The following is a 17,854-nucleotide window of genomic DNA, read 5'->3' on the forward strand; positions in this document are numbered from 1 at the left end:
GCGTGGCACTTCAGCCCCGAGGCGAGCGGGATTGCGGAGCGTCGGACTGCGGTGGCTGCGTGCTGCCCGGGGCTGGCGCAGGCGAGGTCAAGGGTTGGCCCCTGCGCGCATCCGGGTTGTCGATCCGGCCGACCTGACGACGAATAAAGCCCTGTCGCTCGCCCGGCTTGGCCGGTTGCGGAAGCGGCTTGGCATTATCCGGTGCCTTGTCGGGGTTGTCGATCCGGCCAACCTGACGGCGAATGAAGCCGCGCTTGGCCGCCGGGTCCTCAGGCTGACCCAGATCGGTCGTGCCGCTAGTGGCAGTTGCCTCGGCAGGATCGACCGGCGGCTGTGCGCGTTCCTGAGCAATCACGGGCACCGCAAGGGCGAGCGCCGTCACGCCGCCCACGCAGCGGATCAGGTGGATCACGCGGATCATCGGCGTGGCTCCTTCTTGCTGGGGGAAACCGTATCCTGTGGCACAGGTTGAACCGCGTCTGCTGCCTCGACTGCAGGCGGCTGACCCGGCATCATCGCGGCTTCTTCCGCTTGCCACGCCTCGGTCGTCTGCATGGCGCCAGTATCGCCTGGCATGTCGGCCTGATCGTCGCCATCGCCGTCAGCGCTAAACAGGGCGCCAGCCGTTTCCACCGTGCGGTCAATTCCGTCAGCAGCCTGCTTGACCTGCGTTACCGAGCGTTCGAGGGTAGCGGCGTTGTTCTCGATCTCTGTTGTCTTCTGCTCGATGCGCTCCAGCGCGCGACCGATCCGGCCCAGCAGTCCTTGCGCATTTGCTGGCGCCGAAAGCGCAAGAATGAGCGCGGCTAGCGTTGCGCTTATCAAGATTGCCGTTCGCCCGGATTTGATGAAAATGGCGGACATGTGCTTCCCCCTTGGTGGCAGAGTATCGCTCCAGGCAGTTCCAGAGCGTTTGCGTCTGACTTCACGTAGGGATGCGGAAAATCCGGCCAAAAAGTTTGCAGTCTTGCAGATTCATTCCATGCCTGCCGGCAAAGCGCATTGGCACGGGCCTGTTGTGTGCGATTGCTGAAAGGCCATGCACGGCGGCAGCGACGCACTTTCCGAAGGTTAGAGCGCGCGGAATAACTTGCCGACGAATGAGCTTGTCAGCGCCTTTCATCCCGGACTGATCAACATCGCGCGGACACGGCGACGGCGGGCGATGGGGCGCATGCCTCGCCCGTGCGAGGCCATTCGCGATTTCGCCCTAGTTCATGGCGATCTTCTTCAACATGGCGCTATATGCCGCGATGGCCTCAGGGTGGTTCTCGGCAGACCGCTCACTCCTAATGATGTCTTCGAGCATTTGGGCTGCCCGGCGTTTCTCGCCCTGTCCCGCCACAGCCATAGCAAGTTGCGCGTTGATTTCGCGCAGCTGAAAGTGATCTGGACCCCACAGCCGCTCGCCCAGCCTTACCGCAGCGCCTGCTGCCGCTTCAGCCTCGGCGAACTGTTCAAGGGCAATCAGCGTTTGCGCACTCTCGAGGCCTATCGCTACCTCGAGATATTCGATACCGGGCTCATCGCCGAGAGCCGTGCGGGCCGCGCCCAAATGCTTCAGGGAGCCCTGCCAGTCCTCCTCCAGCTGGGCGATTTCGGAAAGCTGCAACCAGAATACCGCCTCCGATGCGCTCGCAGGTCGTTGCTCGGAATCGTAGAAATCGAGGGCTTGTCCGACCAGCATCTTGCTCTTCGTAAAGTCCCTGAGTTCAAGCGCACTGTCGGCCGCATAGGCAATAAGGGTCAGATTGCCCGCGATCTCCCCATAATTCTCGCGGTCGATGGTCTGCAGGTGATCGTCAGCAAGATCGAGGCACAGACGCGAGTCATCCTTTGATCGGGTGATCTTTGCCCGAACGCATCTGTTCAATGCGCGGTCAAAGGTGCGCAACTCCGGATCCGACGAGAAAAAGCCATCAAGCCGATCCGACAAGGCGATTACCTCCGACGGTTCGACATAGCCGCTCGAAAGGTGCAGCAGGCTCAGGAGCGTGAAGGCAGAGGCATAGCTCAGTTCCGAGTTGAGCGCAGCAAGCTTCCGACCAATACGGCTTGCAGCTTCGTCCTGCCCGGCATCCCCATAGACCTCGGCGAGAAAAACGTAGATCTCGAGGGCCTTTTGAGGATCGCTCGCCTCAACCTCCTCCGCCGACTGCTCGAGCGCATGCATGGAGCCAAAGATTTGCTGGCCTACTGACGAGTTCGGATCAACCGAGGCAATAAATCTATTGAAGCCAGCGTTGAAGGTCTCATAGAGTTCAATGCTGTCTGCACCCTTCAGTTTGGCAATCCGGTTCGCCTCCGCCTCCTCGCTGGCCCGCAGCGCAAACACGCTCACCCCGACAAGACCCGCGACAAGCGCCGCCGCGGCAAGTGCGCCCATCGCCGAGGCAAGCCTGTTCCGCGCGATCAGCTTCCCAAGCCGCGCCAAAGGTGCAACGGGGCGGGCGGAAACGACGAAGCCGTCCAGAAAACGCGTAAAATCCTCCCCCAGTGCATCGACCGAGGCATAGCGGTTGGCTGGGTCAAAGGCTGTGGCCCGGGCGATGATTGCCGCAAGATCGGGATTGCCCAGCGCCTGTGCAGCAATCACCACCGATCCATCGGCCTGACGTTCAGGCAGTCGCCCGACCAGCAGCAGGTGCGCCAGCATACCAACCTGAAAAATGTCGGTCGCAACGCTCACAGCTTCGCCTTCGAGCTGTTCGGGCGCGGCTGTCACCAGGGTCAGCGCCCGCCCTTGCCGGTGCGTGTCTGCCATGGCCGCTTCCGGGATCAGTGCCGCTATCCCGAAGTCGATCAGCCGCAACTGGCCATCGCTGTTGACCAGCACATTGGCGCTCTTGATATCGAGGTGCAGCACCAGCCGGGCATGGGCATGGGCGAGCGCATCGCAAAGGTCGACGAGCAGCCTTACCCGCGTCCTGGGATCACACCCACGACCAGCGCACCAGTCTGCGATCGGAGCGCCTTCGACGAATTCGACGACCATGAAAGGCCGGCCCGCCGTGTCTTCGCCGCCATCGATGATGCGGGCAATGTTGGGGTGATCGAGCCGGGCCAGCCGCTGCCGCTCGTCCCTGAAGCGGTCCATCACCATCGCAGCCGGGCTGGCGACCAGCTTCATGGCCGCAATCTGGTCATAGACCCCGTCATCGCGCCGGACGAGCCAGACCTGCCCCATCCCGCCAGACCCGATGCGCTCAGCCAGCTTCCACGCCCCGACCCGCTCAGGCGGTGGCCCGCCCGGGCCTTCGCCGGGATCGGGATCGGCCTCGGGCGCACGGGTCGACATGAAGCCGGTCAGATCGCCGGTCACCGCAAGGTGCGCCGACAGCGCCATCGCTCCGGCAGGATCGGTATCGGCGAGAGAGGCCAGATCAGGCGAGGGATCACCCCGGCCGCTGCTGTCTTCCGCCGCGATTGCCCTGACAACAGCACCCCAGTCGACCTTCATGGCTCATACCCCCAAATGGCCATGTAAACCTGCACCACGCGCATGCCCAACGCAACGCCCAGAATCAGCAACTGATTGTTTTGACGAAATTGAGCGCCAGCCGGTTTGAAGGGCATCCTGGGTTCCCAGGCATACCTGATAAAGAAGCGAGCAGTTTCGTCACGGTGGACGGAGTTGGAACATCTTCCGCTATCGTCACCAATCGGATCGGCCACTGCTGAGGGCACGTGAACGTCCACGTCTGGGTCGGTTGCTGATGGGCAGAAATTTTTCAGGACCGGGGCAAAGCCGCCACGCCGCTTTTGGTATCGCGCGCGGGCCCGGCTTATGGCCGGTCGTGGGTGGAATCCAGAATGTCCGCGATGGTCAGGTTTCGCTCCAGTCATGCTCATCTTGCGCGGGGACGGACGCTCGTGTGTGGGCGAGGTTGCCTGTCACGCTTCAGGACTTGGGCGACGGCGCAGCTTGGCGCGGTGATGCCTTGGGGACAGCAGGCTTGCGGTCACGAGGCCCGGGCGCTGGCGCGTCGTCAAGGGCTAGCTTGCCTCCGCCGCCCACCCGGAACTGTGCGACCAACTCACCGAGGCACTGGGCTTCTTTGGACAGGCTGTGGGTTGCAGCGGTGGCCTGTTCGACCATTGCGGCGTTCTGTTGAGGCATGTGGTCGATTGTACCGACCGCGATATTGACCTGTTCAAGATTGCTCGCCTGCGCCGCGGCGGTTTCTGCTATGTCACTGACCTGGGTGGTGACCGCGCCGATCTGCATAACGATTTCAGCGAGCAGCGTGCCGGTCTCGCCAACCAAGCTCACGCCCTCGCCGACATGCGCGGTGGACTTGTCGATCAACACCTTGATGTCACGTGCGGCCTCGGCGCTGCGCTGGGCGAGCGCGCGCACCTCGCTGGCGACCACCGCAAAGCCCTTGCCGGCATCTTCCGCGCGTGCAGCTTCGACGCCTGCGTTGAGGGCGAGAAGGTTGGTCTGGAAAGCGATCCCGTCGATCACGTCGATGATCTGGGTGATTTCGCGCGCGGATTGCTCGATCGCGCCCATCGTTGCGACCGCCTTGCCGACCACTTCACCGCCATCGGTGGCGCGCTGGTGGGTATGAGCAATGGCGTGCTTGGCCCCGGGGGCGTTCTCGGCGGCCTAGCGGGTGAGACCGACCGTGGTGCCTACCGAAGCGGCGGTTTCTTCAAGGCTGGCCGCCTGCTGTTCGTTGCGCAGGGCGGGGTCTTCGCTGGCAGCGCGGATTTCTTCAGATGACGTCCGCACGCCGCTTGCCGTGGCGCGCACGGCGCCGATCATCCCTTCGAGCCGCGCCACCGAGGTGTTAAAGGCCTCGGCCAGCCGCTCACGCTCGCGGGCGGCCAAATGAGCGAGCTGCGACGCATCCGCGGACGGCCATTTCTCCGGCGGCCCCTGAGCAGGGGGATATGAACGCGACCAAGATCGTCGGCGTGCACTTCGGATCGTCATTTGCACCAATACCCAGTGCACGTGCGTTCGGCCGCATGCGTTCGGCTATCGCTTCAGCGTCGGTGGGTGCGAGACCGCGGACCTGCGAGCAAACCGGGAAAAGAATTTCGCTATCGGCTGGTGCATGCGCGGTGGCCGTACAATTTGCTTGGTGAATTCGCGCAACTCTCGCCGACGTTCGCTCTCACTCAAAGCTGGGCAACTTGAATGGCCCTCATGCGATCCTGGTTATGGCTCTCTGGGGCGCGGGAACCACGTCGAGCTCCAACAATCAGTTCTTTCGGGGCGTCAAGCGCGGCGCATTCGGCGGCGCCATCAACGCCCGCTACGGTGTCGACTTCGGGTTCAGCTTTTACATCCAAAACTCCGATCAGCGCGCATCATGTCAATGTGATCTCGACCGCGACGCACGAGGCACCTTGCTGCGGGGCGATCAATCACGCTTTTGCGCTGTGCGCCAGTCTCGGACTTTGCTTTTGTCCCGGTCGTGCGAGTTTCCTGATCGCAGGCCGATGCCTATCGCAGCGGCTTACCGCTGATCGTCACCAAGTCAGCATCCTTGAGCGTGATCCCGACGCGCTGGGTTTCCGCGGCCGCCTTGGCGCCATCGGGCGTCAGGTCGAAATCGAACCGCGTGCCGGGCTTGAGCTGCGCCAGCGCCGCCTTGTCGAAGGTGAAGGTGGTGCTGATCGCGGGGGTTGCCGCGCCGGTCACCGGCTTCAGGCCGGTCGCGGGCGAGAGCGTCGCCTGCACCGGCTTCAACGGCGCGGCCAGCTTGCTGAAGATGCGCGGTGTGACGCGGTAGCCGGGGCAGGAGCCTGCGCCGCTATTACTCATCGAGAGCCTTAACCCGCCCGGAACCGCTGTCACAGCGAACACCGGATCGCACGCGGGAGCGGCCGTTGCCGGAGCGGCGGCGATAGTGACCGGCACCGTCTGCGTGCGACCGGCAAAGCTGACGGTGACCGTGCCATTCGACGCTTGCGGCTGCACAGCGGCGACCAGTGCGGCCTCGGCCCGGAGCGGCGTGAACCTTGTGTCCCACCCGCCTGAAACTTCCGTTGGCCGGGCAGGGTTGGGAGACAGCCAGCGCCCGAGCGATTGCGACGACATGGCGAACGTTACCGGCATAGCCGCGGTGCCGGGCAAAAGCGCGACCGGATGATCCGCCCGGAAATTCGCTGTCGTCCCGGCGGCAACCGGCGCGGTTGGCGCGATGACGCTGAAGGCCGGAAGCGGCGCGACATTGACCGTCAGCGGCAAGCCGCCCGCATAATCCAGTGCCAGCACCAGTTTGAGCCCGTGGCTGGCGACCCTGCCCGATGAGGTTGCGCGGATTGGAATGCGGAAACTGGCCGTATCGGTTCCGCTGCCCGAAAACCTGATGGCGCCCGCAAGGTGCGGCATGGTCTGCGGGCGACCGGCGATTAGCTCGAACCCGTCGAGGATGTCGGCAAGCCGGTTGGATACCGCCAGATCGCCTGCACTTCCGCGGTCGGAGGCGACTGTCAGCAGCAGCGGCAGCGCGCAGTCGCGGGGAAGTGCGCTGTCGAACTGGACATCGATCCTCAGCCACCCGCGGGTTGCATCGCCGCCCGTCACCTCGGCCGCGCGGGTCTCGCGCAGGCCGCCCACCGGCGTCGGATCGGTGCCCGGCGCAACCGCATAGCGCAGGATGCGCGGCACCGGCCTCGTGTCGGATGTGTTGGCCGCCGTGAGCGTTCCCGTCACGCAGGAAAAGCGTGGTCCGGTTTGCGCCTGCACCGCAGCGGGATCGACCGCCCCCACGGCCAGGCCCGCCAGCAGCGTGGCAGCGAAAGCTTCGGGAAGGCGGTTTGCGGAAATGGTCATGGCAGGCTCCTGTGCGGCGTCACGCCGGCCCTGTGATTGTAACGCCACGGTCGCCGGCATAGCTATCGCCCAGACAGACTAGCCCGCCGTCTAGCCCGTCCGGGCGATGGCGTTCGGCGCCGGGACCGGCACACTGGCGGGGACACACCAGACGTGAGGAACCGACCATGACCAAGCTTCCCGCATCCCTGCGCGCCGGCAGTGCTCTGGCCATCGCGACCGCCGCGCTCGCCATGCCCGCCCCCGCGCTGGCGGGCTGGGACCGGATCGAAAAGGTCGGTTCGGGCAATGTCGTCGACCAGTGCGGCGCGCTGGCGCTGCGGGCCTCCGACAACCGGGCGCTTGTCGTGCCGACCGGATCGACCATCGAGATCGAGGTCCTGGGCCACGGCATTGACCTCGTGAAGAACGAGGAAATCGAGTTCAATGGCGGCGGCCACACCATTATCAGGCGCCACGGCGGGGCACAGAACGTAACGCGCAAATGCGGGCCGATCGGCTCGGTCAAGCTGCGGCTCACGGTCAACCGCGCCAATCCCGAGGTCGGCGCTCCGGCCGAGCGCAACTACACCTTGCGGATCGGCGGCGACCGCATCCGCGTCACTGCGGTCCTGCCCGGCACGTTCCAGAATTTCGGCTGGGACCGCCAGAGCTTCTCCGGCGGGAGTGGTGGCGGGGCTGGCGGCGGCGGCGCGGTGGGGGCGACCGGACCGGTGGTGGTGGGGAGCGGCCAGAGCTGTGCGGGTTCGCAGAGCTGTGGCGGGGGCGGCACCACCGGGGTCGTCGTCCCGCCGCAGGGGCCGGCCGGCAGCAGCTCGAGGAGCGAGTTCAGCACCAATCTCAGGGGCTGCATCGCCGGGCGGGGCGGGGACGTCCGGATGGTCGGCAACCGGCTGGTGATCACACTGCCCGATGATCGCAATGCGGTGCGCGACTGCATCACCAACGCGACCTTTGCCCGGGTCGCGCAAGTCTATGACCGGCTTGATATTACCTCAACCACGGCCCCGCAGATCCCGGCGATCCGCTACTCTGTGCGCGGCGGCGAGGGGGCACGCGCAAGGCCCGCCAGCGATCCGGCCGCGGCGCGGTTCTCGCTCGACAGCGACTTTGCGATGCGGATGGTGGGCGTGCAGGATTACCAGCTGGTGGCGACCAACTTTGCCTCGCGACAGCTGACGCTCGATGTGCGGGTGCAGTCGACGGTGCCCTATGGCGTGACCCGGATCGCGCCCGCCGCCTTGCGGCTGGCACCGCCGACATCGATCCGGCCCGCCGGCGGCCTCAGCCGTAATTCGTCCGCCATGCCGCCCCGCCCAACGGTCGCGTTCGACATTGATCTGGCCCCCTCCGATGTCACCTCCCGCCCGCTCGAATGGAGCGTCGCCGGGGCCGGCGGGGCGTGTTTCACCGCAGCATCGGGCATCCTCAATCCGCCCGCGGGCGCGCAGCGTGTCTCGCTGATTCTCGAACGGGTCTCTGCAACCGCCTGCGCCGGACAGAACGTGGCGGTTTCGGTTGCGCCTCAAGGCCGGGGCAACATCGGACTCTATGCGGAATCGACCGCGATAACGCTCAACTGATCCGCCCATCCTTGCCCTGATAGACCTAGAGGCATTGTCGTGATCCCAGCCCGTCATCTGCCGCGCCATGCCGCCCTGCTGACCGCACTCTGCGCCCTGTGGCTCGTGCTTGGCGAGAGCGGGCCGCAGGCCACGGCAGCAGCCCAGACCGATGCCGCCAGCGAGGCCCGGGCGCTACAGGCCCGGGTCGATCAGCTGACGACAAGACTCGCCGCGCTCGAAACGCTGGTGTCCCGGCAGGGGCGGACCATGACCTTCGGGGGAACCACTGCCGAAACCGAGCTGGTCCTGCGCGCACGGCCCGACACGCAAAATCTGGCGCGGATCGGCAAGGCTGACGCGGTGCTCCAGTTCGATCGTATCACGCTGATGGGCAAGGAAATCACCATCGATGCCCGACGCGCGATCCGGCTGGACGCCCCGGCGATCACCCTCAGGGGCCACGTCGAAGCCAAGGACATCGTCGACGTGCCGCTCAAGGGCATCAAGGCGAGGGACAACTGACCATGCCCCGCCATGCTGCCTGCGTGATGCTGGCCAGTGTCCTGATGGCCGCGCCGCCGCCGCTGGCCGCTGCGCCGGAGAAGGCCGCGCCCGGTCATGCCCCGGTTTGCCGGGTGGCCAGCCATGACCGGCTGGTGGTGCGGAGCGGGCGGGATATCTGCGCGCCGACCCTCAATCGCAGCGGCAAGCCCGCAGCGGCAGGCTTCATGCCGACCGAATGCCCGCGATCCAGCGAAACCTACACCATCGACGCAGCCGGCCCGGCAGACCGTTGCCACATTCCGGCCCGTAAGGAGAAATGACCATGTCCTTGCCGCTCCGCCCCGCCCTCGCGGCGGCCTTGATGCTATCGCTCGCCATGCCGCAAGCCGCCGAGGCTGGCCGCCAGCGCAAGTCCGAGGCGCCGGGCGATCTGTCGCTGGTCGCCGCCGATACCCTGCTGGAACGCGGCGTTGCGGCCCTGCGCGCCAATGATCCGGCGGCGGCGGCGCAATCGCTGTCGGAACTCGCCTCGCGCCAGCCGCGCAACGGCACAGTGCAGGCGCTGCTCGGCCTGTCCTACCAGCTCGCCGCCGACCGCGACCCGCAGGCGCTTGATCTGGCGCTGGCAGGATATGACATAGCCATGCGGAGCGAGCCGGGGCTGTACTGGCCTGCGGCGATGGCTGGCCGCGCGGCCTTCGATCAGGGCAAGTATGACGAGGCGCTGTCTTTCTTCTCGCGCGCGGCGTTGCTGCGCCCGCGTGACGGTCCAACCCTGTCGGCGGTCGCGGCGGCGGCCTACATGAGCGGCGACACTGCCCTCGCAAGCCTCGCCGCAGGCCGCGCGGCGGCGCTCGATCCCGGAGCGAATGGCGAGAACCTGCGGCTGGCGGCGCTGGCGGCGGCGGCCAATGGCGAAGGCGATACCGCCCGCGCCCACCTCGCCGCGCTGACCGATGCCTTCCCCGCCGTGGCCAGCGACACCGCCCCGCGCGTCGAGGAACTGCTCCAGACCGCCCCTCTCGATACCTATACCGCCACCGGAGACGAGCTGCCGGCAACCGAGCTGGCGCCTGACCAGATCTCGCTCGATGTCGCCATCATCCTGTCGCAGAACACCCGGCGCGAACGCAGCGGGTTCAACCTGCTTGACGGGCTGAGCCTGCAATATGGCGCGGGCCGCAACACCACCCGCACGATCTCGACCGACAACGGCATCCGCACCGGCAATAATTACCAGCGGGTGCTGACCGGCTCGATCACGGTTCCGCAGATCAACTACAACCTCAACCTGTTCAACCGTGGCGGGCAATTCTACTCGGTCGTCGCCCGCCCGCAGCTGACCGCCTATCGCGGCGAGCAGAGCGAGTTCTTCATCGGGCGCACGCTGAAGGTCGCGATTGGCGGGGTCAATGCGGCCATTCTCGAACAGATCGATGTCGGGGTAGATCTCAAGGTCACGCCGGTCGAGATCACCCCGACCGGCACGCGGGTGCGGATCGAGGCCGGGCGCAGCTTCCTCACCTCCGATCCGGCGGGCACTTTTGCCGAGGCGCTCACCACCTTCCGCCAGCGCGTGGTCGCCACCGCCGAAATCGGCTTCGGCGAGACGTTGCTGCTGTCGGGTCTCAACGAAGCGGTTGAGGACCGGACCTATTCCAAGACGCCGGGGCTGGGCGATATTCCGCTGATCGGCAACGCCTTCAACGAGCGCAACACCTTGCAGCGGCGCGATTCGGTGATGGTGCTGGTCACCCCGGCGCGGCCGATGGTCGCCCCGGGTCGTGCCTGGGCGCGCGGCGATGCGGCGGCCAGTCTTGCGCGGCTGTGGACCGAGGTTATCGATCCCGTCAGCAACGCCGATGCCACAACAGCGGCGCTCGGGCGGGTGCGGTTCTTCACCCGGATGCAGCGCGGGGATGTGTCCACCACCTTCCCGGCGGCCAAGCCCGCGGCGCAGCAGATGATCGACGATCTGGTCGTCCCGGGCAGAATCTAGTCTTTCGCCGCCGTGCGGGCCTGCGCCAGCGCTGCCAGCGCCGCCAGCACGGCCTGCTCCGGCAGCGGCTTGAGTAGCAGCGGACATCCGCTGGCGGCGACCTGCTTTTCGGTCGCCAGCGTTGCATCGCCGCTCATCACCAGCACTTGGGCTGCGGGGGCATGGCGGCGCACCAGCGCGACGACCTCGGCCCCGCTATCCTCGTGGTCAAGGTGCCAGTCGGTAATCACCGCCGCCGGACGCAGGCCCGTTTCCAGCGCGGCGGCGACCTCGCGCGAATTGGCGAAGCTGGCAACCTCGGCGCCGTGCTGGCGCAACAGCTGCGTCATCGCCTGCCGGGTATCGGCGCGGTCCTCGACCAGCAGCACGGCGAGCCCCGCCAGCGAGAGGCCTGTGGCGGTCTGCGATCCACGCGCCACCTCGGCTCCTCCAAGTTCCGCCGCCGGCAGATCGAGCACGAAGGCACTGCCCCCCGTCCAACGCGGTTCGAACGTCAGCCCGCCGTCCATCAGGTGCGCCATCTCGCGCGCAATCGCCAGCCCCAGCCCCGACCCATGCCCAAGCCGCCGCGAGCCCGCGCCCTGGGTATAGGGTAGAAACAGCGCCTCGGCCTCGTCCGCCGCGATGCCCACGCCGTCATCGGCGACCATTATTGCGAGACGCTCCCCCCGCCGCCGCACCAGCACCCGCACCCGGGTGCCGCGCGAATGGAGCAGGGCATTGGTGACGAGATTGCGTAGGATGCGGGTCAGCAGCGCGGGATCGGCGCGCACCGCCGCCGTGCTGCGCGCGGCGCGCAGATCGATTCCTGCCCGCCGCGCCGCAGGAGCCAGTTCGAGCGCCAGCGCGTCAAGCAGACCGGCCAGCGCGACCGGCTGGCAATCGGCGAGCAGCGTGCCGCTTTCCAGCCTCAGATGTTCGGCCATGCCTTCGAGCATCACCATCGCCTCGGCCAGCCCGCGCTCCACCCCGTCGGCGGCGCGCGCACGGCGCTGTTCGTCGCTGGTGCGCTGCAACTGGCTGAAGAACAGCACAGCCGCCTGCAGGGGCTGCCGCAGATCATGCGAGGCCGCCGCGATAAAGCGCGTGCGGACATCGCGCTCGGCCTCGGTCTCGGCCAGCGCTCGGGCGAGATCCTGCGAAATCGCCTCGGCGCGCAGGCCCTGCGTCACCGCCGAGCGGATCGCCTGCTTCAGCACGAACGCCGTCCCGATCATCAACCCGCCGAACGCCAGCAGGAAGATCGCCAGCGAAGTCGCATAGACTGTCTCGGAGTTGAAGAAGAACAGCGCCGCCGATCCGAACACCGCGATGACGCCGAAGATGATCGTGCCGATCGATTCTGCCGTGGCAATCACCTGTCCGCTGATCGCAGCCGAATAGAAGATCACCATCAGCAATTGCAGCGGCTCGGAGGCATAGGGCAGCAGCACCCACACGCTCGAAGCAACCGCCAGATCGAACAGCACCGCCACCACCTTGCCCAGCGGCGACCAGAACCGCGCAATCTCGGCGGCATCGGGTTTGCGGCGATAGAAGGCCAGCGGCACCACGATCATGATCGCGGTTACCAGTGCGGTCGATCCGGTCCAGAGCCACAGGTCGCGTGGCGGCATGAGCGGCGCGAACAGCGAATGGACATAGGCCAGCGTCCCGCCCACCAGCAGCGCAAGCAAGCCGGCAATGCCGAATTCGATGCGGGATTCGGTCGCCCGCACTTCCTCGTGGATCAGGTCGCGCTGGCCGCTCAAATCACGCCCTGACGCCGTGCGATATCGACAGCCTGGGTGCGATTGCTGGCGCCGAGGAGTTGAAGGACCTGCGCCACATGCGCCTTCACCGTGTAGGGCGAGATGCCGAGGGCGCGCGCGATCTGCTTGTTCTCCGCTCCGCCTGCGAGCATCCGCAGGACCTCGATCTGCCGTTCGGTCAAGTCGCGCGCGGGCCCCGGGTAGAGGCTTTCGCGCGGACGGAGTTCGCCCGCAGGCCCCGCCAGCGCCATCATGCGGACCGGGTCGGGCAGGTAGCGCCCGCCCGCCAGCACCAGTCGCAGCGCAGCTTCGATCACTTCCGGGTTGGAAGATTTTGGAATGAAGCCGCGCACATCCAGCTCCAGCGCAAGCCGCAGATGCGCCGCATCCTCGCTGCCGGAGAACACCACGATAAGCGTGTCCGGCAAGGCCGCGCGCGCGGCGCGCAGGTTGGCGAAGGGATCCTCGTCAGGAATGTGCAGATCGAGCAGCATCAAGTCGAACGGCCCCGCCTCGCGCGCCAGTTCGAGCGCCCGGGCGCAACAATCCGTAATCTCGACCGTCGCCCGGAACATCGTCTCGATCGTCATCCCCATCGCTGCCGCGACGATCGGATGATCATCACAAATAATTACCCGCATACAGCAGCAGACCGCCCCCAAACCCCTGTCTCACAGGGTATTTGCTGCACGCAGGAAAGGCAACTCGCGGATTTACGAAGACCTGTGCGATCATTGCTTCTGCAAACATCCGGCCTCGGGCGTGCGCCCAGCCCAGGTCGCGCGTCTGCATGCATGTGCGGGCGGGTTTCAATAAACCCCGGACCGCACGATCAATTGGTATCAGCATCCTTACAATTCGTACTTCGCTGTCACCGTGCTGATGACCGCTTGGGGGTCGATTCCGGAGCGGCAGCAGTTTTTCGGAAGAGGGGCGAAGCCGCCATACAGCTTTCGGGATCGAGCCGCGGCCCGGCTCATAGCCGGGAATGGGTGGAAAGGTGAACGGCGGGTTTGCTGTCGAGCTTCGTCATCCTCGGCGCGCTGACCGGTGCGGCCTTGCTGTGGCATGGCAGAGGGCATCTGCGCGTTTATCCAATTGAAACTGCTGATTGGTACTGCTCAATCCTCAGCTTGCGAGGGTTGCCATGTTTCTTGACGTGAACGACGAGTTTTGCGGGATCGCCTCCGACTTTGCGCGGATTGATTTCGTCCGCCCGACCATCACGGTCCGCGATCTGATCCACCAACGCGTTCGGTTGGAGCTCGCGCGGATCGAAGCACAGCGCAAGATCGGCTCCTACACTGTCACGCGCACCGCCGAGGAGGAGCAACGCAATGCCGGCTGCCGCCGTTCATCGCTGGCGGAAGCGATGTTGGGCGATGAGTGCGCAGCTCCCGACGCCGCATATGGTCAGCGCCAGCGGCGTGTCGCCGAACAGGCCTTCGAACAAGGGCGCTTCTACGTGCTGCTCGACAATCGGCAGGCTGAAGATCTCGATCAGGTGATTGATCTCACCTCGGTCAGGCAGGCGACCTTCCTGCTGCTTACGCCGCTGCGGGGAGGCTGAGCAATGCTGTTCAATCGCATTATGCGCGCTTTCATCAGTGCGGCCGAACAGGCGCCGCAAGTGCAGGAAATCCTGTCGGAAGTCGCGGCAATGACAGAAGCACGCCGCGATCGGTTGCGCCGTGCCGGTGCAGCCGAGGCCGCAGCGCCCGTAGCGGAAGGCCATCCGCCCTCCTCCCGAGGGGGCAAGGCAACTGTCCCCGCCTTCAGCCCGGGCGCATGGGATGCCACGGAACCGATGGACGCCCGCGCCAAACGCCTGCTGCCGAGCGTGCTCGGCTTGGAGAACAAGGCGATGCGGCAATATCTGCTCAACCGCGCAAAGGATGGTTCCGCATGGGACGCCGCGCGTGGCGAGCGCGATCAGGCCGCGCTCGACCATGCGCTGGCGAGCGGCGATCCGATCGACATAGCGCTGGATCTCTACGCCCGTCTGCCAGCACGCCGCGGCCTGCCCAATCCCGAAGGCGAATTGCGGCGGCTGAATGCGGCCTTCGACGGGGCGCATCATGCGGCGTGGAAGAAGGTCGGCTACGAGCCCGCCTTCAGCGATGCGCAGATGCGCAAGGCGCTCACCGCGATGGGGGCGCTGATCGCGAGCGGCGTGAACGATTACATGTCGCCGTTCGATTACCACTACCGCACCATCGTCAAGGCAGCGGCCGCCGATGGCTGGCCCAAGTGGAAGCCTGCCTTGATCGCGGCCCTGTCCGCCGGGTTCGGAGGCGACACGGTGCGCTTCAGCGATGTGGTGAAGCTGACCGAAAAGCTGATCGAGGAAACCCCGCTCGACGCAGCGGACATCCCCGAACTGGTGGCGGCGGCCGAGGAAGGCGCGCGGCTCGATGCAATCCGGGCGGCCATCGCAGCGGAGCTCCACCCCGCCGCCGCCGATGCGCTGTTCGCGCTGCTCGATGGCGGAACGGCGATGCTCCACTCCAAGACCGCCGAGACCGAAGCCCTGCGCGCGCTTTCGCCGCAGGAGCGCGGCACGATCTTCGTCCAGCTACTTGACGTGCTGACCGACCCCGCAAGGTTCGGCTTTACCCATTGGGGGCAGCTCCAAAGGGAGAAAGGCGTTTATCGCTTCGGCGTTGTCTATCAGGAGATACCGTTCCAGCTGGGCGGGCTGTTCCTTGGGCTTACCCGCCGTGCCATCGACCTGCCCCATGCAGATGCCACGCTGGCGCGGATGTTCGACCTGCTGCCCAAGCTGGGAACGCTGCGCGACCGCAAGTTCCTCGGCCTGTTTCTCGATACTGCCAAACAGCACCCGACAGGCCAGACTGCCGCCGCCTTGCTCGCCTTTATCCGCGATCCGGGCGAGCATCATCCGTTCAGGGAATTCCGGGTCGAGATCGAGGATGCGATACGCTTCCTGCCCAACGGCAAACAGACGGCGGGGGCCGCTGCGGCGAGCCCGCTTGCAGGCCTGCCGCCGCTGCCGCTGCCTGAACTCGATTTCGACGCCTACAGTTGCTCCTACGGGCTGCGCGAGCATTTCGAGAACCTGTTCGACGCCCGGCTTTACGATGAGGCGCACCGCGATCTGATCGGACGTTTGGCCACACTGCAAGCCGCGCTTCAGCACCATCACGACAGCGGCGGCGACCGTTCCCCTGCGACACTGGCGAAAGTGGTTGGTGCCAACGGCTTTCCCGGCGTGCGGTTCAACGACTGGTTCCTGGCCGACACCGCCCGGCTGGGCGCGCAGCTGGAACAACGCCTGAAGGTTTATGCTCCCTTCGTTACCGCCTATCCCGAACAGGCGCGGCAACTCAGCACACTCACGTCGACCATCCGGGGGGAGAGCAAGCCGAGCAAGGCGTGGCTGAAGGAAGGCCATGCCGCGCTGGAGGGCGTGCCGCCCGAACTGATCGCGCAGATGCTCGACCGGTTGATGGAGCGCCCGATCGACACGATTGTCGACATGCGCGGGGATGCGGCCCTGCGCACGCTGGTGCTGTTGGCGAGCGGACTTGACCCTGCGATGTTCGGCCCGCGGCTGGCGACGTTCGCGCTCCGGCATTGCTACATCAAGGAACGCGGCCACCACGGGACCGCCGGCTTCCGTGACGAGCGGATGGGCAATGCCTGCATTATCGCCCTGAGCGAAATGCCCGCAGGCGCAGGCATCCGCTATATGGCGCGGGTCCAGAACCGCGTGAACTATCCGAAGATCAAGGGCTTTATCGACAAGCGCTTCGACGCTGCCGCCAAGGCCGCCAAGATAACCCGCGGCGAGCTGGACGAGCTGATCGTGCCGGTTCACGGGCTGGACGCCGAAGGAACGCTGACCCGACCGATCGGAGACGGGAAGGGCATCGTGCGGCTGAACGGCAGCAAGGTCGAGGTGACGTGGATTGCCGCAAGTGGCCAGGCCGTGAAGTCGGCCTCTGCCGGGATGAAGGCCGATGCCGCCGCGCTCAAGGCATTCCGCGCACAGGTGACCGAGATCAAGGCCGACATCACCGTGCAGACCGCGAGGTTGCAGCGGCTCTATCTCGAAAACCGCGAATGGCCGCTCGACCAGTGGCGGCGCCGCTATGCCGAACACCCGCTGCTGGGCGCGTTGGCGCAGCGGCTGGTGTGGTGGGTTGGCGTAGGCGAAGGCGAAGGCGACAAGGTCGCGGTGATACCCGAGGCGCGCGGCACGGTGCTTCGCGGACTCGACGACAAGCCCATCACCCCCAACCCCGCCGCTCGCGTTCGCCTGTGGCACCCGATCGAAGCCTCGCTCCCCGAGATCGAGGCATGGCGCGACCGGCTGGAGCAAGCGGGACTCCAGCAGCCCTTCCCGCAGGTCTGGCGCGAGGTCTATCTGCTCACCGATGCCGAGCGAACGACGCGGACCTACACCAACCGTTGGTCGGGCCATATCCTACGCCAGCACCAGGCGATGGAACTGGCGCGGGCGAACGGCTGGAGCGCGACCCACCAGACCGGGTTCGACAGTTCGCGCAGTACGCCCTGGCAGCTCCCCATCCCGGCTCACGGACTCGTCGCCTCCTACTGGCTCGAAGGCTTGCCCGGTGCCGACTTCTCACCGGGCGGGGCGTTTACCTACATCACCACCGACCGGATGCTGTTCCACCGCGCTCGCGGCGGCAACGGGCGCGACGCGAACCGTGCCTACGAAGGCGAATCCATCGCGCTCGAGACGCTGCCGCCGATTGTGTTCTCCGAGGTGATGCGCTGCGGCGACCTGTTTACCGCAATCGCCTCGATCGGGAACGATCCCGAATGGATCGACCGCGGCGCCGATGCCGAGGTGACGAACGATTGGCGTCGCCGGACCTATGTCTACTGGCACGACGCGAACAGCGCCCCGCTCGAACAATCAGGACAGAGCCGCAGGGCGATCCTTGCAAGGATCATCCCACGCCTAAGAATTGCCGACCGCCTGTCGCTCGACGACCGGTTCCTCCACGTGCGCGGCAAGCTCAATGCCTATTCGATCCACCTCGGCGCGGGCGGAGCGTTCTGCGGGTCGCGGCATCTGTGCATTGTGCCGTCGGGTGAGGGGCCGACAGGCAAGATCTGGCTACCTTTCGAAGGCGACCGCATCCTTTCGCTGATCCTGTCGAAGGCCGTGTTGTTGGCTGCCGACGACAAGATCACCGATCCGGTCATCCTGGCGCAAATTCGCTGATCTGCCCGTGCTCTGCTTTAG

At 66.0% G+C, this 17,854-nt stretch carries 14 protein-coding genes and 1 pseudogene; 7 read left to right on the forward strand and 8 right to left on the reverse strand.

Translation table 11 applies throughout. The features are described 5' to 3' along the window. Positions 1-10 precede the first annotated feature (10 nt). From CHX26_RS09525 to CHX26_RS09545, 5 genes are all read right to left on the reverse strand, one after another. Positions 11-421 (reverse strand): hypothetical protein, encoded by a 411-nt coding sequence (locus CHX26_RS09525; RefSeq protein WP_104942163.1) that lies wholly within the window; start codon positions 419-421, stop codon positions 11-13. Next, on the reverse strand, positions 418-864 hold the full coding sequence (locus CHX26_RS09530) for a hypothetical protein (RefSeq protein WP_104942164.1): 447 nt from the start codon (positions 862-864) through the stop codon (positions 418-420). Before CHX26_RS09530 ends, CHX26_RS09525 begins: the two co-directional genes overlap by 4 nt. A 346-nt stretch (positions 865-1,210) precedes the next feature. Continuing rightward, entirely contained in the window at positions 1,211-3,460 is a 2,250-nt protein-coding gene (locus CHX26_RS09535) for a serine/threonine-protein kinase (RefSeq protein WP_104942165.1), read from the reverse strand. Positions 3,461-3,901: 441 nt separating this feature from the next. Next, the gene (locus CHX26_RS09540; RefSeq protein WP_104942166.1) at positions 3,902-4,579 is read right to left on the reverse strand and encodes a methyl-accepting chemotaxis protein; all 678 of its coding nucleotides are present in this window, start codon (positions 4,577-4,579) and stop codon (positions 3,902-3,904) included. Positions 4,580-4,612: 33 nt separating this feature from the next. After that, complete coding sequence (locus CHX26_RS09545) at positions 4,613-4,837, reverse strand: hypothetical protein (protein WP_104942167.1); 225 nt, start codon at positions 4,835-4,837, stop codon at positions 4,613-4,615. Positions 4,838-5,175: 338 nt separating this feature from the next. Here CHX26_RS09545 and CHX26_RS16305 point away from each other — a divergent pair. Beyond that, a pseudogene (locus CHX26_RS16305) lies at positions 5,176-5,362 on the forward strand (Tn3 family transposase); the annotation flags it as partial. Between the two features lie 96 nt (positions 5,363-5,458). On the opposite strand, the gene CHX26_RS15705 reads toward CHX26_RS16305, so the two are convergent. Beyond that, complete coding sequence (locus CHX26_RS15705) at positions 5,459-6,793, reverse strand: hypothetical protein (protein ID WP_146107709.1); 1,335 nt, start codon at positions 6,791-6,793, stop codon at positions 5,459-5,461. 167 nt (positions 6,794-6,960) lie between these two features. Here CHX26_RS15705 and CHX26_RS09555 point away from each other — a divergent pair, with 167 nt between their 5' ends. Genes CHX26_RS09555 through CHX26_RS09570 form a run of 4 tightly spaced genes read left to right on the forward strand, consistent with a single transcriptional unit; the run spans position 6,961 to position 10,861 of the window. Then, positions 6,961-8,376, forward strand: a complete 1,416-nt coding sequence (locus CHX26_RS09555) for a hypothetical protein (RefSeq protein WP_104942168.1) — start codon at positions 6,961-6,963, stop codon at positions 8,374-8,376. Positions 8,377-8,415: 39 nt separating this feature from the next. Further along, on the forward strand, positions 8,416-8,880 hold the full coding sequence (locus tag CHX26_RS09560) for a hypothetical protein (protein ID WP_104942169.1): 465 nt from the start codon (positions 8,416-8,418) through the stop codon (positions 8,878-8,880). A gap of 2 nt (positions 8,881-8,882) precedes the next feature. Beyond that, positions 8,883-9,182 (forward strand): hypothetical protein, encoded by a 300-nt coding sequence (locus CHX26_RS09565; protein ID WP_104942170.1) that lies wholly within the window; start codon positions 8,883-8,885, stop codon positions 9,180-9,182. Between the two features lie 2 nt (positions 9,183-9,184). After that, positions 9,185-10,861, forward strand: coding sequence for a secretion protein (locus CHX26_RS09570; RefSeq protein WP_104942171.1), 1,677 nt, complete (start codon positions 9,185-9,187; stop codon positions 10,859-10,861). Here the strand turns inward: CHX26_RS09570 and CHX26_RS09575 are convergent. Next, positions 10,858-12,612: a hybrid sensor histidine kinase/response regulator gene (locus CHX26_RS09575; RefSeq protein ID WP_104942172.1), complete on the reverse strand. Its 1,755-nt coding sequence runs from the start codon at positions 12,610-12,612 to the stop codon at positions 10,858-10,860. The two genes, CHX26_RS09570 and CHX26_RS09575, sit on opposite strands and share 4 nt — an antisense overlap. Beyond that, positions 12,609-13,253 (reverse strand): response regulator transcription factor, encoded by a 645-nt coding sequence (locus tag CHX26_RS09580; protein ID WP_104942173.1) that lies wholly within the window; start codon positions 13,251-13,253, stop codon positions 12,609-12,611. The genes CHX26_RS09575 and CHX26_RS09580 overlap by 4 nt, the downstream gene beginning before the upstream one ends. Before the next feature lie 518 nt (positions 13,254-13,771). Here CHX26_RS09580 and CHX26_RS09585 point away from each other — a divergent pair. Continuing rightward, positions 13,772-14,182: a hypothetical protein gene (locus CHX26_RS09585; protein WP_146107710.1), complete on the forward strand. Its 411-nt coding sequence runs from the start codon at positions 13,772-13,774 to the stop codon at positions 14,180-14,182. Positions 14,183-14,185: 3 nt separating this feature from the next. Continuing rightward, a complete protein-coding gene (locus CHX26_RS09590; RefSeq protein WP_104942175.1) occupies positions 14,186-17,833 on the forward strand; it encodes a DUF4132 domain-containing protein in 3,648 nt (1,215 codons plus the stop codon). The last annotated feature ends 21 nt before the right edge of the window (positions 17,834-17,854 follow it).

This window comes from Porphyrobacter sp. HT-58-2, from assembly GCF_002952215.1.
Taxonomy (GTDB): Bacteria; Pseudomonadota; Alphaproteobacteria; order Sphingomonadales; family Sphingomonadaceae; genus Erythrobacter.